The sequence below is a fragment of the Pseudoalteromonas sp. T1lg22 genome (assembly GCF_002964645.1).
Classification (GTDB): Bacteria; Pseudomonadota; Gammaproteobacteria; order Enterobacterales; family Alteromonadaceae; genus Pseudoalteromonas.
This window is the reverse complement of record NZ_PQBY01000002.1, coordinates 173,802-188,544: the sequence shown is the minus strand read 5'-3', so window position 1 is coordinate 188,544 and position 14,743 is coordinate 173,802. Positions and strand designations below refer to the sequence as shown.

General features: G+C 42.6%; 11 protein-coding genes and 1 other RNA gene. 6 read left to right on the top strand and 6 right to left on the bottom strand.

Going from position 1 to position 14,743, the window contains the following annotated elements; all coding sequences use genetic code 11:
• The 4 genes from C2M24_RS00845 to C2M24_RS15935 all read left to right on the top strand — a co-directional run bounded on the left by C2M24_RS00845 (window position 1) and on the right by C2M24_RS15935 (window position 5,010).
• Complete coding sequence (locus C2M24_RS00845) at window positions 1-1,749, top strand: ATP-binding protein (RefSeq protein WP_105212981.1); 1,749 nt, start codon at window positions 1-3, stop codon at window positions 1,747-1,749.
• Between the two features lie 352 nt (window positions 1,750-2,101).
• A complete protein-coding gene (locus C2M24_RS00840) occupies window positions 2,102-3,487 on the top strand; it encodes an AAA family ATPase (RefSeq protein WP_158683673.1) in 1,386 nt (461 codons plus the stop codon).
• A 16-nt stretch (window positions 3,488-3,503) separates the two neighbouring features.
• Window positions 3,504-4,169: a hypothetical protein gene (locus tag C2M24_RS00835; RefSeq protein WP_105212980.1), complete on the top strand. Its 666-nt coding sequence runs from the start codon at window positions 3,504-3,506 to the stop codon at window positions 4,167-4,169.
• Window positions 4,170-4,776: 607 nt separating this feature from the next.
• The gene (locus C2M24_RS15935) at window positions 4,777-5,010 is read left to right on the top strand and encodes a hypothetical protein (RefSeq protein ID WP_105190016.1); all 234 of its coding nucleotides are present in this window, start codon (window positions 4,777-4,779) and stop codon (window positions 5,008-5,010) included.
• Between the two features lie 312 nt (window positions 5,011-5,322).
• Here the strand turns inward: C2M24_RS15935 and C2M24_RS00825 are convergent, their stop codons facing one another.
• Window positions 5,323-6,198, bottom strand: coding sequence for a hypothetical protein (locus C2M24_RS00825; RefSeq protein ID WP_105190014.1), 876 nt, complete (start codon window positions 6,196-6,198; stop codon window positions 5,323-5,325).
• Between the two features lie 791 nt (window positions 6,199-6,989).
• Between C2M24_RS00825 and C2M24_RS00815 the strand changes: the two genes are divergently transcribed.
• Window positions 6,990-7,367: a hypothetical protein gene (locus tag C2M24_RS00815; RefSeq protein ID WP_105190012.1), complete on the top strand. Its 378-nt coding sequence runs from the start codon at window positions 6,990-6,992 to the stop codon at window positions 7,365-7,367.
• Window positions 7,368-8,368: 1,001 nt separating this feature from the next.
• Complete coding sequence (locus C2M24_RS00805) at window positions 8,369-9,529, top strand: site-specific integrase (protein WP_105212976.1); 1,161 nt, start codon at window positions 8,369-8,371, stop codon at window positions 9,527-9,529.
• Between the two features lie 161 nt (window positions 9,530-9,690).
• Here C2M24_RS00805 and C2M24_RS00800 read toward each other — a convergent pair whose 3' ends face one another.
• From C2M24_RS00800 to mnmC, 5 genes are all read right to left on the bottom strand, one after another.
• Window positions 9,691-10,074 (bottom strand): helix-turn-helix transcriptional regulator, encoded by a 384-nt coding sequence (locus C2M24_RS00800; RefSeq protein ID WP_233999471.1) that lies wholly within the window; start codon window positions 10,072-10,074, stop codon window positions 9,691-9,693.
• 315 nt (window positions 10,075-10,389) lie between these two features.
• Window positions 10,390-10,746, bottom strand: a transfer-messenger RNA (tmRNA) gene (gene ssrA / locus C2M24_RS00795).
• A gap of 166 nt (window positions 10,747-10,912) precedes the next feature.
• The gene (gene rnt, locus C2M24_RS00790; protein WP_105213137.1) at window positions 10,913-11,584 is read right to left on the bottom strand and encodes a ribonuclease T; all 672 of its coding nucleotides are present in this window, start codon (window positions 11,582-11,584) and stop codon (window positions 10,913-10,915) included.
• A 470-nt stretch (window positions 11,585-12,054) separates the two neighbouring features.
• A complete protein-coding gene (locus C2M24_RS00785) occupies window positions 12,055-12,414 on the bottom strand; it encodes a hypothetical protein (protein WP_105199109.1) in 360 nt (119 codons plus the stop codon).
• Window positions 12,415-12,579: 165 nt separating this feature from the next.
• The gene (gene mnmC, locus C2M24_RS00780) at window positions 12,580-14,559 is read right to left on the bottom strand and encodes a bifunctional tRNA (5-methylaminomethyl-2-thiouridine)(34)-methyltransferase MnmD/FAD-dependent 5-carboxymethylaminomethyl-2-thiouridine(34) oxidoreductase MnmC (RefSeq protein ID WP_105212974.1); all 1,980 of its coding nucleotides are present in this window, start codon (window positions 14,557-14,559) and stop codon (window positions 12,580-12,582) included.
• Between the last annotated feature and the right edge of the window lie 184 nt (window positions 14,560-14,743).

Sequence of the window (14,743 nt, the reverse complement as noted above, 5' to 3'; positions counted from 1 at the left end):
ATGGCTATTTTAGTGGGTGAAGTTATTGCCGTAAAAGGCGTTAAGGTATCAATTAAAGTTTTTGAAGAATCGAACAAAGACACATTATTCTACGACGGTACAAAGTACAAAGGTGTTTCAATACGCGAGTATGTGCAGATAGAACGTGGTTTTAAGAAGATAATCTGCGTAGTCGAGGGAGAGTACTTAGATGAAAAATGGATTGATGACGAATTCCATTATATTCGGACTGTAGACCTCAAACCCATTGGTTACTTTGAGTCAGGTCGTTTTGTCGAAGGTATCAAGCATCTCCCGTTAATTAAAGACCCAGTTTTCTTACTCGAAGAAGATAGGCTCGCTGACATCTACGGCAAAGCAGGCACTGATTTTGTAATCGGAAGTCTTTTAAAAGAAGAGTTTCCAGTTTCTCTGCCATGGCACAAGTTGTTCAACTCTCATATTGGGATTTTTGGAAACACGGGGAGTGGTAAGTCAAACACGCTAACCAACTTATACACCACTCTGTTTGATAAGAAAATTGAACAGATAAATGGCAAAAGCCGATTTATCGTTATCGACTTCAATGGCGAATACACAAACGGGCAGCTTACTACTGACCAATATAAAAACATATACAACCTTAACTCTCGCAATGCTGAGCAAAAGTTTCCACTAGCCAAATCAGAGTTCTGGGATACTGATACTTTGAGTTTGCTCTTTCAGGCTACACAAAACACACAAAAACCATTCATTAATCGAATCGTAAAAGGCAAACTACAATTTGATACCGAGGCTAATTTCTTAAACTACATTAAAACAACCTATGAAAAAGTTTTTACTGCAGCAGCACCTCATCCAGAGTTACTAGATCTCATCCGTGAAATCACAAACACACTTGACAATGCAGCAATCAAGGACACATTGAAAACTATATCTTTCAATGGAAGCACCAAAGGCTTCTATGTAGCGCCTAACTCTTATTTTCGTGCCGACGGGAATTATTACGGAAACATACTAAAAGATGATGTCGATGCTATAACTATCCCCAAAGGTCTAAGTGACCTAGACCAATTTAGCATTCGCTGCCACATACAGCTAATTAGAGACCTGATAAGCGGATATGTTCAGTTTGATTTTATTCAACCACTATTGAAACGCATAGACTCATCGCTATCGAATCTATCCAAAGTCATTCAAGTTAATGACGCTCCAGTGGCGAATAAAACTGTCACGATTATCTCCCTAAGAAAATGTAATCAAGATATTAAGAAAGTTCTTCCTTTATTGATAGCTAAGCATTACTACAACCCACATAAAGTAGCTGTGGCCAATCCGCCAGATAAAACTATACATCTTATAATTGATGAGGCTCATAACATACTGTCACAGCAATCAACCCGTGAGAGTGAAAGCTGGAAGGACTACAGACTTGAAACCTTTGAAGAAATCATTAAAGAGGGGCGTAAATTTGGCATGTATCTGACTCTTTCTAGCCAAAGACCAGCAGATATATCACCAACAATCGTGTCCCAAATACACAACTTTTTCATTCATCGCTTGGTTAATGATAGAGATTTGTTCTTGATTGATAACACGATTAGCACATTAGATAACATGTCTAGAAGCATGATTCCCAACTTATCTCGTGGTAGCTGTGTTATTACTGGAACCGCGTTTGATTTACCTATGGTTCTACAGGTGAAGGAATTAGCGAAAGAGAAGCAACCAGATAGTGAAGATGTCGATTTAGAAGCACTATGGTTCTAGTAGCTACCAATATTCAAATTGTCTAGCATTGGAGCAAAGAGACAGGTGCCAATCCATTACAATATGTATTGCAAAATGAGATTAGTTACCGCTAGCCATAACTCATCTTGGGGCAAATACATGTAGGCAAGAATTGGACAGAAATGAGTTAGAGCCGAAAGGACGGCTCAGTGCCAAGAGCAGTCGTTAATTGGGTAACTATCACAATGCTAACCTTAATTCTGCCAACGACTTCACACTTTTAATTTACTGATGTAGCTGATAATTATCCAATTCAATGATAATGTAATAAGAAGTAGTTGAATATAAAACTAGCCCAATACTTTCGTAGTCATATTAGAGAATTGAAATTTTGAAAATAGAGAATATACAAGGAATTATTCCTTTTACAGATAAAAAGATAGCTATTGATTTAGATGGCAAGAATCTAATTATCACAGGTAAAAATGGGTGTGGTAAAACCCAGTTACTCGAATCAGTATTTGAAGTGTTACTTAAATCACCTACCTTTATTGCTCACAAAAAGAATGATTTTGACAGGGATAAAAATAACAAACAAAACTATTTAAAAAACATTCAATCTTATGAAACACATATTACTAAACAAACTCAAGAATTGGAGCAGCAAGAAAATCAACTGACAACACGAAAGGAAAACTTAAATGAAAGTCAAATAAGGCAAATTAAAAAGCATATTTTGCAATACCAAGAAAACATCAAAAGATATAAGCAAGAAATTGACAACTCATATCAAGCAATAAAACAGCAAGAAGAAAATACTTCTGCTCAACTTCTAGAATTAAGAACTCACAAGGAAGTTGTTAAAGACATAACAACCAAAGAAACCATTATCTCATATATAGAAAGTGATAATATTGTTACCTTGTTTATGTTTTTTGATGCCTCAAGACAATCGGGCTTCCAACCAGTTCAAAATATAACCTCTCTTGAGCGAGAAAGAAACAACATTATACAACAAACAAATCAATTGAAGCAAAACCGAGGAAAAAGTAACGCAGGATCTTTAATTGAACGCTTCTTGGCTAATTGGGAAGTGAAAAGTGCCTTAAGAGAAAGAAAAAAAGACTTTTCTGTTACTAATGAGTTAGAAGCTTGGAAAGAAAGGTTTGTGAAGCAATTAAAGGTTTTATTGGATGATGATTCTACAGATATTCACTTTGATGATGAAACATTAAACTATTCTATTTCACAGAAGCACAAAATGCCCTTTTCTTTTAGAAACCTATCGGCGGGGTATTCTTCTATATTGAAAGTGTTTACTGAGTTATTAATGACTGTTGAGGTATCAGAATTTACGCCTGAAAAAATTAATGGATTTGTCGTTATAGATGAAGTGGATGCTCATTTACACCCCTCATTGCAAAGGAAAGTTCTGCCCTTCTTTAGCGAACTATTCCCTAATATTCAATTTATCGTGTCAACACATTCACCATTTGTTATTTCTTCTGAAAGTAACTCTGTCGTATATGATTTATCGACTACTACGCTAATTGATGATGATTTGAGAACATATAGTACAGATGTAATTCTGGACGCAATTTTAGAAGTACCAAATTATTCAGTTTACTTGGAAAATATTTTAAATAAATTAGATGATGAAGCTTTTGTAAATAAAAACATTATTGAAATCCAAAAACTTCTTAAAAACCCAGAGTTTTTAGATGATGAATCTCAGGTACAGCTAGCTGCCGCATATAGCAAGTTTAAACAGTCTTAAAAGGGATTTTGTTGATATGTTTAATGTTGTTAGAACAGATCCTGCTCCTCAATCCATTTTAGATGGAGTTAAAAACTATAATCGTGAGGATATATTAGAAGCACTAAACCTAATGTTTCATTCAAAGTGCTATATTTGCGAAATTTTAGATCCTCAAGCATGTGCAATAGAGCATTTTGATGCTGAACACGCTGATAGAACTGATTGGGAAAATCTTTACTTCGCCTGTCATAGGTGTAATTCGAACTTTAAGAATGCATATTATAATAACTTAATAGACCCTGCTGATCCTCAAACAGACGCATTTAGAGCAATACATCACAAATTTCCAACTACACCTAATGGCTATGTTGGCATATCAAGGAATGAGAACGTTCCAGATTCACCTAGTATTAGGCAAACTGTTGAATTGATTGATAAGGTGTTTAATGACGAATCTACTGGTAATCGCAAAATAACACGTAAAATGTTACGAAAAAAACTATTTTCAATATTGGCTAAAGTTTTCACTGAAGTGACAATTTTTACAGGTGATGATAGTACCCCTCAACAGAAAAGTGATGCTGAACAAAAAATAATCCACTTTTTGCGTGTTGAACAAGAATTTTCTGCTTTCATACGCTGGATGATATTAGATGATCTAACCTTAGGCCCTCATTTTGAGCAGTATGTAGTTGATTAACAAAGCCAATGGTGGCTGGTCTTGTGTTTTGCATTTTGATACAGGTTTTATCAACGACCTTTATTCGCTCAATTGAGACCTTAACTCAAACGCACTTTGGGGCAGGAATGCGTTGGCGGAACGTCCGTTTTGTAGAATGTAACCAATATCTCTGGGTGACTGTGACCGTCTCTTGAACGCTCAAAGATGACCTTATTTTCTCGACTTAATCTTACTTCAGTCTAAATTCCCCTTTAAGGAAGATACTTAGAATTAAGGTCGCATATCGATAATACAGAGGACGCTCAATCACTACTTAGAAAATGCCGTCTCCCGTTGCTCCCAGGCAACGGATCTCGACTGGAAACCTTTAGGGTTATCCAACCGAGGGAAATTGGTGTACCCACGGTAAGAGCTGGCACTGGGAAGGCTAGCTGGGTTAGTTGTACGAATGCGTTGCAAGTGGCCCTGGTGAATGGCAGAGCAATAAAGCGAAGAAGCAGGCACGTGTGCCTGCTTTTTTCTTTTCCAGCGCAGAAGGCTTTCGTGTTGGGGTAAACGAACGCCCTTAATTCCTCTGACTCGGTGCTATGTACTCATGCAGGTCAAAAAATAGAGGAGTTTCTGCATGACGTCTAAACAAAGATTGGTTCTTACTACTTTAGATAAGCTTTGTTGGCTATTTATGAGGGTAGGGGATGTTTTGTTATTTGTGTTCCTGGTCGACATGCTGGTGCCGATACGTCAGGCATTGGGTTGTCCGCTGCAAACTATGGATATTCTGATTGCTTTAGTGTCAGCCTGGATGGTAGCGCTGCTGTTGTGGATTGTGCAGTTAGAGCTATCTAATAAGTATGAGTAGTTCCCCGTGTGAACGCTTATTTAGTTATGCAGTTGAATAAAACAGGAGGACAGACTGCATGAATCGAATGAGTAAAAGACAATATATTATCCGGGCAATACATGAACTGCTTCATACATTTGCTTTGGTAAACCTGGTTATCTGGATAAGTAACTGGCTTGGCCTGGTCACAGTCAATACAACTTACAAGTTGAGTGACATAACAGGGCTTATGATAATCACTGGCATCTATGTGATATCCGTTGCACTCAAGGTTTGGAGCCTTGGTAAGCGCAACATATAACACTGTCGGCACCCTTGGGTGCCGATTTCTTATGAGTAAAAGAGTGTGTTTATGGGCTCGGTGAATTTTGTCCTGAAAATTAACTTCTCTTGCAGCAAGGTCGCCTCCTGAGTGGTGAGATACGGCGCTTTGGTTTTCTTGTCGTATCGATGCGGGAGCTCATCAAGTAACTGGCGTTGAAAGCGCCTGGTGTCGTCAATTACTCTGCCTGAGCTGCTGACAAAAAAGACCTTATCAAACAGTGGGCGCTGACAAAGCATATTGTTGGCAAGCTTCAGTAAGGTGGCCTCCACCTTGTTCTTATTTTTAAACGAATTCTCCAGCTCAATTGCAGCGGTACTGTAATCTGAGTTAATGACAACGGCATCAACGTTTTTGATGTCGTTGGACGGGTAGAGGCGTTTAAATTCTTTCTCGGTGACAAAGCCTCGCCATTGCGGGGCAGGTTGACCACTGGTGGTTTTGTTGTGCACTCCCTGCATCAACACAAATTGTAAGATGGAATCGTGCATGATGCTGTTCTGATTGAGTTGCTCAATGGGATTGGTTTTGGACCGAAACAGTATTTCATGGCGTATTACTTCCTCAGCATACCTGGCACCGGAAAACGTCAGTACGTAGACAACCCCATCAGCGGCGCGGCTGGTTTTTACTTTTTCGAGTAACTGCTTTTTGATCAGCTTGTTTAGTAATTCGGTGACCTTGTGTCTTTGTATTTCGAAAATGGCCGTCAAGGCGATGGCTGAGACAAAGCCAAATCGCGCTGCCAGTACCACGGCTATCTCTTCTTTTCTTCTGGCCTTGTGTCGATTGCTCAAGTTCTTTGAGTAATACATATCGATTTCAAAATAAGGCTGATACACATTCCAGTTGGTAATACGTTCGGTATTGTCGAATAACAGCATAAGACTCCTTTGTAAGTCTATTGAGTAGGACTTTTACAAAGGTTCGTACTATGCGAAATAGTGCAATTTTCAGGTTGTTGTTGGGTAACTGAGTCGGTGTTTTAGTCGCGGCGCACTACCCAGCAGGGCACCTGACTCTTTACCACTATCAGCAGGGAGGCATTTAAAAACTCAAAACGATGTTTTGAGTTTTATCGCTTGAACCGCCCGCCAGCTCTGGATGTTGACGTTCGTCAACGAGCTGGCTCTACGTCACTTTGTGACTAGCTCATCAAGCTCAGCGCATGTTCGGCTGCGCCGCACTAACCCCATTTTTACCATGCTTAGCTATGCAACATTCAGTTGTGTTGCTGGCATAGCCAATCAGCCTACTCGGTTCCTCGTATGCCAGGGGTTTGGCACTTACACGCTTCGCTGCTGCTGCCAAATTTTTGCGCGGCAAAAACAAAACTGGGGTTAGTTCGCCGTAGCCGAACATGCGCTGCTTCACGTTGCCATTTGCTTCGCAATGACAACATTACGCGATTTATTGGTTTGATTCTCAAACGCACTTTATTGCAGCCAAAGCCTTGCTTTGCTACGGGTGTTTGCGCTTTGCTTTATTAACTAACGGTGCTCCATAATGAGCAGAACTAGGTGAGTAAGAGGGAGGGGGAACCTAAAGGGATTGCTTGAGCGAAACAATTACATTGTTGCTGAGCTATCGCAGTCAATGAAATTGAAAATGCCATATTTTTTATTAATTTACTAGTAACACACAGCAATTTAAACAACGTTAGGGTAATAAAAATATGACGCTATTAAGCCAACAGCTGTTCGGTCATTGTGACTGTGAGAGCGATACCACCTCATCTCAAAGCAATGAGGTAGAAGCCATCTCATCGGAGCCTCAAGTAAATCCGGCCAACGGCTTACCGATGATTGCAGACTCCATGATAGACGTGAGCGGTAACGTTTACGGCACAAGCTCACAGGATATGACGCGGTCATTATGCACTGACAGCCATGAACTTACGACGCTCTGTGAACCATCAATGGGTAGCGTGGAGGAGTTAAACAGCGATGCAGGATTCATCCTTGAGGATGATAGCTTTAACACCTTTTCTGATGACAGCGGAGCCACAGATTGGGGCACCGGATTCTCAGACAATGCGGTGGGAGAGTGGTGACAGGCTAGTGTGCGTTTAAACCTATTATGTCTCTAAGTTGTTACTAGCAACGTCAATCAAAGGCACCTGTTTAATTGTTTTAGCTGGTGCCTTTTTTCACACTAATGCCTATCAGCAAAATGTTGTTTTTTTACTCCTTTGGAAGCGGAATTTTTGTTAGTTAGGAGGTGCTTCTTTGTAATGTAGTAGCGGTGTTTGCTTAATCATTTTTTTTTGATTTAAAAAGCTTTTGTTCAAATAACGAAAATGTTTTAGGTCAACGAGAGTTTAAAAATGAGAAAATTAGTACCGCTTAGCAAGTATTGTGAACTTTCCGGAGAAAAGAGAAAAGCAGTTGAGCGTCGCATTGAGCGCGGAATATGGGCTTATGGTGAACAGGTTTTAAAAATTAAAGGAGTTCGCGAGCGATGGATAGACCTAGCCGCAGTTGAGGCTTGGGTTCGACAAAGCACAATGCACTGAAGGGTTGTACTCACATTAATAAAAAGCAAGTACCGAAAAAATCAGTGAGCTAAGCACCATACGTGGTGCTTTTTTTATGTTATTTAGAGCGAAAGAAATTGGGGTATTTAAGTTATGTAGGAGAGTTTATAGCAATTACATTGTTGCTGAGCTATCGCAGTCAATGAAATTGAATTTGCCATATTTTCCAGTAAATTACCAGCAATAAATACAAGCTTTTGTCAGGCGAGGTTTATTGTTAGCTCACAACAATAAAGTAAAGCGTTTTTTGTTTTGCATAATCCTAATTCTTTTTTTTTTAAATTTTCTGTTCAAATTTATTACTCATTAGCAACTCATTAAGAGGCTCATATGTTAAGAGTTTTACCACTTCAGATGTATTGCAAAGAGTTTGGCGTTGATAAGACTGAGATCGAACGATTGATAGCATCAGGGGTTTGGATTTACGGAAAACACATTCGCAAAGTAGAAAATGTACGCGAGAGATGGATAGACCTAGACAGTGTTGAAAGCTTGAACTAGAACAAAGTGGAAAGAAAATGACAATAAAGGTAGATAAGAGTTTAAAGCTTCAACGCGGCGTGACCGTGCGCAAGAATCGTTATGGTGTGCCTACGAGTATCCAAATTTGCTTCAAATACAAAGGTCATACTTGCCGTGAAAAAGTTAACTATCCGTTGACACAGCAAGGTGTAAATAGCGCTATTTATTTGCTTGGTAAAATTAAGACCGAAATTCAGCAGGGGACGTTTTACTATGCAGATCATTTTCCGAACTCTAACCGACTGACAACTTTTGGCCATGCTAAACGTGGGGCCGTAATTGCGGATTACTTAAATAAGGTTATAAAAAACAGTCAACAGAGAGAACTTGCTAAGTCGACTATCACTGGCTATGAAAAAGCGCACTCAGCATTGAAAGCGCTCTGGACTGTGCCCGTGGGTGAATTGACATTGATGATAATTATAAATTTTTTGAAAGCGCAGAATTGGTCTAGTAAGACAAGCCGGAATCGTATCTCAGTCCTTAGCAAAGCTTTAGACTTGGCTGTTATTGATGAACTTATTACTTCCAACCCACTGAAAAAGCTTAAGCTATCTGAGCATGTCAGAGTTAATAACAAAGTCAGTTCGAGGGGGAAACATGAAGATGTGAATCCTTTTTCTCCAGCTGAAATCGAAAAAATCTTGGGCGCTGCTAGCGGTACAGATCGTGCAATTATTGCGCTGTGCAATGACACAGGTTTGCGTAGCAGCGAATGGGTCGCTTTAAAAAAAGAAGATGTGTGCTTTGTCTCAAAAACAATTTCTATTTACGAAGCTATAGTTGAGGGAGTTACGAAAGACCCTAAATCAAAAAGTGGAAAAAGGACAATTCCTGTGTCAGATACAGTTATGTCTTATCTTGAAGAAGAGATGAATAGTCAAGATAGTGAGTACGTGTTTTTAAATAAGAAAGGAAATCATTTCAACCAAGACTCTTTTAGAAAGCATCGCTGGTCGAAAGTAATTGGTGAAGCAGGTGTTAAATATCGTTACCCTTATCAATTGCGTCATACTTTTGCTAGCCGACTAATTTCTGAGGGTGAGAATGTGTGGAAAGTATCTAAATTGCTGGGCCATAAATCCCCTGAGACTGTCTTTAAACATTATGCCCAATATATTGAAGCTTATGAGAAGAAGGTGGAGACTTTAAGATAACAGCCTTAGTTAGGCCTTCTCGTAAAGTTTATATCAAAACACCGCTGTAGAGCGGTGTTTTTCTTGATGTTAAGAAGTTTCAACCTAATTAGGGATGCAGTCTGAGTTAACACTCCTTAGCTAAGCTGAATGCTCTGGAATCGGCCGATACGAGCCGCGGATTATGGCTTTGACTTAAACTTTATCCAATTATCAATATCTACTCTTTTCCACGCGACTGCACGAGCAGAGAGTTTAAAACCCTCGGGGAATCGACCTTCCTTAATCATAGTGTATATAGTGGAGCGGGATAACCCAGTCATCCGAGAGATATCTTGTAGCCTTACAAGCTCGCTCACTTGACTTTTTTCAGCCTCTAACAGAGATATTGAAGAAGGAGTCGGAGGTGCGGTTTCAAACTGACTTTGTTGTAATTTTAAAGCTGCTTTCAGGTTTGTGATTTGTGTGAGAAATAAGTTGAGCTCAGAAATTGTGTTGGTACAACGGAGCTCGATTAGCTCCAAATACATTTGAACTTCTGATGGGGTGTGATTGGCTGGCTTCATTTAGATAAACTCAAAAGCGATTACATAAGATCTAAAGTAGAAAAATCCCCTTACTTGGTCAATCTGCTATCAACTCTACTTTCGTTAGCTTCCTTATTTACGCCGTTTTACCGCCAAAAAGTCGAAAATTTTGTGTGTACTATGCGTGTAATTTGAGTGGAATTCGATGTTTTTAATTTAATGAATGATTTGGCTGAAACTCAGCAGTGGCGGTGTGTGTAGCAGGGGTGTACTTTGTAGTGGGTGCTCAGTGGGTGTTTATTAGGTAAAAACCCTTCCAAGCCCCGTGTAGTGGGGGCTTGGTGGGTGTTTGAGTGGTGGAGCTGGGGGGATTTGAACCCCCGTCCGGAAAGCGTCGACCTTCGGTCCTACATGTTTAGTATCGTCTATTGGTTAACCTTTGAGTCTCGGACGAACACGATAAACAAAGGCGAGGCCGCTTAGTTTTAGCCCTTCAACCCCGGCCAGGGTTTCCGTAGCGAGTCCGTGTAGGGTGACACTTCAGAACCGGGTCCACAGACATACACCGGAGAAGTGCTAGCGGGCTATTATGCCGCTAGAGCGTAGTTATCGTCGTTTGCGATTACTTTAAATGCGGCTTTTTTACGAGGCCAACCGCACCTCGACATGCACCTTAGGCTTCTTGAATCCCGTCGAATCCTAATCAGCCCCTGAAATACGTTTCAGTCCTTGAAGTATAACTGAGTCGGCGCCTGCACCACAAGCACGATATGAGAATTTGTTATAAATCAGCGCTGTTCGTCTAGTTAATACACAGTAAACTGGGTAGTTGTATAACAAAACAGTCATGATCGCTCAGGTTGGGCGCTAACAATGATTACTCTGACGCTGTTTGTTCAGGGGTTTGCTCCTGCTCATCTATCGGCAAAGGCCAGCCGCCAAGGGCTTGCCATTTGTTGACTATATAGCAAAAGAGCTCGGCGGTGCGCTCGGTGTCATACAAGGCACTGTGCGCCTTGGAGTTATCGAATTCGATGCCGGCGGCACGACAGGCCTTGGCCAGCACGGTTTGTCCCAGCGCTAAGCCCGCCAGTGAGGTGGTATCAAAGCTGACAAAAGGGTGAAATGGGGTGCGTTTAATTTTGCAACGCTCGATGGCGGCATTCAAAAAGCCGTGATCAAACGCGGAGTTATGAGCGACTACAACAGAGCGCTGACAACCGGCGTCCTTTTGCGCCTTGCGCACAAATTTACAAATGCTTTTTATCGCTTCAAGCTCGTCAACCGCGCCGCGTAGTGCGCAAAACGGGTCGATACCGTTAAATTCGATGGCTGCCTGCTCAATATTGGCGCCCTCAAACGGAGTAATATGAAAATGCTCGGTTTGATCCAAGCTCAGCACGCCCTGGTCGTCCATTTTTAAGGTAGTGACAGCAATTTCCAATAACGCATCGGTTTCTTTATTAAAGCCTGCGGTTTCAACGTCGATAACTACTGGAAAGAAGCCGCGAAAGCGTTGTGAAAAAAGAGGTTGTTGTGCGTCTGCCATCAATTTACTGCCCAAAGCCGATAAAGGTCGGCTATTATCGCAAAAACTCGACCCGGCCAACAGGGCTAAGGAAAAATTATTGTTGCTCACCCTAGCTGCCTCTAGTGGGAGGTTTATAAATTGCTAAATTTCCTATAGAGCCAGAATGTAATTTGAGGTCAAAGAGCCAATTAGATGTTGCGTCCAATAATACCCTGGTTGACTCGGGGCAAAAACCGTCGCGTGGTGATCAAGATGGCTAAGTCGTAGCAAGGCGTTAGTGAATTCGGGGAAAGTAAAAAGCCAGCGGGCCGCTGGCTTTTTTATGCTTATACCAATTCTGTTAAGTATGTGAGCAGAGATAGCGCTGGATAAATGATGTGATAACAAGGCGGAATTTTTCTTATGTAGTTATTCTCCATAGAAAAATTCCAACGCCGTTAGCATGATATTTAGCCCGCTAGAATGATTAGCTATTTAAGTGAATTGGATCACATGTCGCCGGCGGTCTTGGCGTTGACCATGGCGCTGATCTCTGTCCATTCGCCGCGCTGGTATACGGCAATGCGCAGCGGGTGGCCGGCAACATTATAAAACAGGGTAAAGCGGTCGATATCGCTGGTGATCTTCAGCGGCTCACCCAGTTTGTCGCTATAGAACGACTGCACCTGGCTGTCACTAAGGCGAGTGAAACCGTCTAAGACCATAGGGTACTTTTTTTCCACCGTCATGTGGGTTTGAAAATCTTCTGGCAACGGCAAGATAGATAAGTCGGCGTTAGCCTGGTGGCTGGCGGCCATCAGCAGGCCTGCAAATGTTAAGGTTGCCGCTCGACGAAGCGCGTTGTTCATGGTTTCACTCCATTTATATAAAATTATTAACCTGGATTGTAGGTCTAGGGCTTTATTCGTCTTATCCGTGTTAAGGGAATAAATAAGTTACGGCTCAAGCAGTTACTATCCCAGTTCAGGTTTATTACTTATCATATATAAAGTTAACCCATGTTTAACGAAAAATCATGTTATTTGTCCGCGTTTTAGGCCTCGGATAATAAATCGGGCCGGATGCAGGGCCTGATCAACACGTAAACTAAGAGGAAGTGGTTCATCACACAGGCTGGCAACCAGCGTCTCGGCACATATGGGAGCAGTGCATAAACCGCGGGCTCCGAGGCCGGTAAACAGGTGTAAACCGCTAAACTCGTGCTGCAAGGGCTCAGCTTGCTGCCATACGCCCACACCCAGTTGTGGGAAGGCCTTCATATATTCATGATCTTGTGCATATTGACCAAAGAGCGGCAGGTGATCGCTCAAGGTGGCGCGAATGGCCGCCTTAGCGCCTGTGACTGTGCCTAACTCCTCGGTCCAATCACATTCACCATAAAAGTCGGCAAATTGCTGCCAGTTGGTGTCATTATCCTCGGCGCGAATATCCCGCTCTTTGGTGTCCTTGGTAAAGGTGGCGCCCATGCAATGCGCGCCCTGGCTACTTGGGGTGAAGTAACCCTTGTGGCAAAGCACGGTATTAAGTTTGCTTGAAGCCGAGCTGTTTTCCAGATGTGATACTTGCCCGCGCACGCTTTGCAGCGCCAAGCCTTGACCCGGCAGCAGGCTGTCACTGTGCTCACCCATACAAATAAAGACATCGTCGAACGGGCCGTAGGTTTGCTGCTCACCCTCTAGATACCATTGCCCGTCTTGTTGACTCAAAGAGCGGATAGGGGTGTTAAAATTGAGCTCGTGCGCCACCTTTTGGCAGGCGGCATCCGCTAAGGCCTGCACCAATTGTGGCGGGCTCAGCCAGCCACCTTTGGGAATAAACAGGCCACTATAAGGGATATCTACTGCCGCTAATTCACTGGCCTGCTCGGCATCCACCTTATGGATCAGCCAGTTAGGCCAGTTATCCTTGGCCACCAAGTTAGCGTGGCGTTTGCGCATCTCATCCTTTACCCCTTGTAACAAGACGCCGCACCATTGGTGATCGAAGGTGAAACCCTCACTCAGTAATTGATCATACAAGCGTCTGGCGTAGGCAAAGCTGTGGGCAAAGAATTCGCTTGAAGGCGACACATCCGCCTGTAGATGCGGGTAGAGGGCGCCCTGATTGTTGTGGGAGGCACCCTGGGCCAGATCGCCGTCGGCGCAAAACAAGTTGGCGGCGATATTGCGGGCGCTAAGACGATGCAGCAACAGGCTGCTGGCAATGCCGCCGCCGATAATGGCGACCTTATTTAAGGCGCGTGCCTGGCGCTGATAGGGAGCTGGGCAGTTGGCTTGTGCTGTCGGCGCTGTTAGTTGACCTACTATCATCTCTCGTTTGCGGCCATAGCCCTTAACTTTTTTTACCTCAAAGCCGGCATCTTTCAAGCCGCGGCGGACAAAACCGGCGGCGGTAAAAGTGGCAAAGGTGGCCTGCTCGTGGCCTAAATGAGCCATGGCATCGAACAGGCTTTGTTGCCACATATCCGGGTTTTTACTCGGTGCAAAGCCGTCTAAAAACCAGGCATCGACCAGTCCGGCGCTGCCATAATTAAGCTGAGCCAATGAGTCCTTTACATCGCCTATCCATAAATCCAGGGTAACATTGCCAAAGTGTAGACGGTGGCAACCGGGCAGGGCGTCAGGGTACTGGGCCAGTAATTGCTCGGCATATTGACTCAGTTGCGGCCAGTTATTCAGGGCCTTGGACAGATCGACTTTGCGAATGGGAAATTTCTCAAATGAGATAAAATGCAAGCGCTCGGCCTTTTTATCGGCACACTGGGTAAAGCGCTGCCAGGCATTAAGAAAGTTAAGGCCGGTGCCAAAGCCGGTTTCGGCAATCACAAAATGTTTGCGAGGATGTGATTTTAGTCTCTCATCTATCTGATTATGCTGATAAAATACAAAGTCAGATTCGGCCAAGCCGTCTTCGTTGGAAAAATAAACATCGTCAAAGGCATCGGCTACCGGAGTGCCGGTGTCATTAAAATGGATAGTCGCGTGGGTGATCATGAAGACTCAAGGCTTAACAGTTTGGCCGCTATTTTAACGTCTTTAGGGCGGCACGTATATTGTCACCAAAAGATCATCGCGACATGCTTGAAAAGTTCAGAGTACAGATGTACGCTGGAATGACCACTTTGTAGGACATTTGCGCGTACACTACACGCAATTTAGGAATAAGCTAGGGTAAATT

Bases quoted from the DNA above. Each gene is read 5' to 3' on its own strand.
- C2M24_RS00785 (WP_105199109.1), bottom strand. From the start codon at position 12,414: ATGAACAACGCGCTTCGTCGAGCGGCAACCTTAACATTTGCAGGCCTG.
- C2M24_RS00835 (WP_105212980.1), top strand. From the start codon at position 3,504: ATGTTTAATGTTGTTAGAACAGATCCTGCTCCTCAATCCATTTTAGAT.
- C2M24_RS00805 (WP_105212976.1), top strand. From the start codon at position 8,369: ATGACAATAAAGGTAGATAAGAGTTTAAAGCTTCAACGCGGCGTGACC.
- C2M24_RS15935 (WP_105190016.1), top strand. From the start codon at position 4,777: ATGACGTCTAAACAAAGATTGGTTCTTACTACTTTAGATAAGCTTTGT.
- rnt (WP_105213137.1), bottom strand. From the start codon at position 11,584: ATGGCAGACGCACAACAACCTCTTTTTTCACAACGCTTTCGCGGCTTC.
- mnmC (WP_105212974.1), bottom strand. From the start codon at position 14,559: ATGATCACCCACGCGACTATCCATTTTAATGACACCGGCACTCCGGTA.
- C2M24_RS00800 (WP_233999471.1), bottom strand. From the start codon at position 10,074: ATGAAGCCAGCCAATCACACCCCATCAGAAGTTCAAATGTATTTGGAG.
- C2M24_RS00815 (WP_105190012.1), top strand. From the start codon at position 6,990: ATGACGCTATTAAGCCAACAGCTGTTCGGTCATTGTGACTGTGAGAGC.
- C2M24_RS00845 (WP_105212981.1), top strand. From the start codon at position 1: ATGGCTATTTTAGTGGGTGAAGTTATTGCCGTAAAAGGCGTTAAGGTA.
- C2M24_RS00825 (WP_105190014.1), bottom strand. From the start codon at position 6,198: ATGCTGTTATTCGACAATACCGAACGTATTACCAACTGGAATGTGTAT.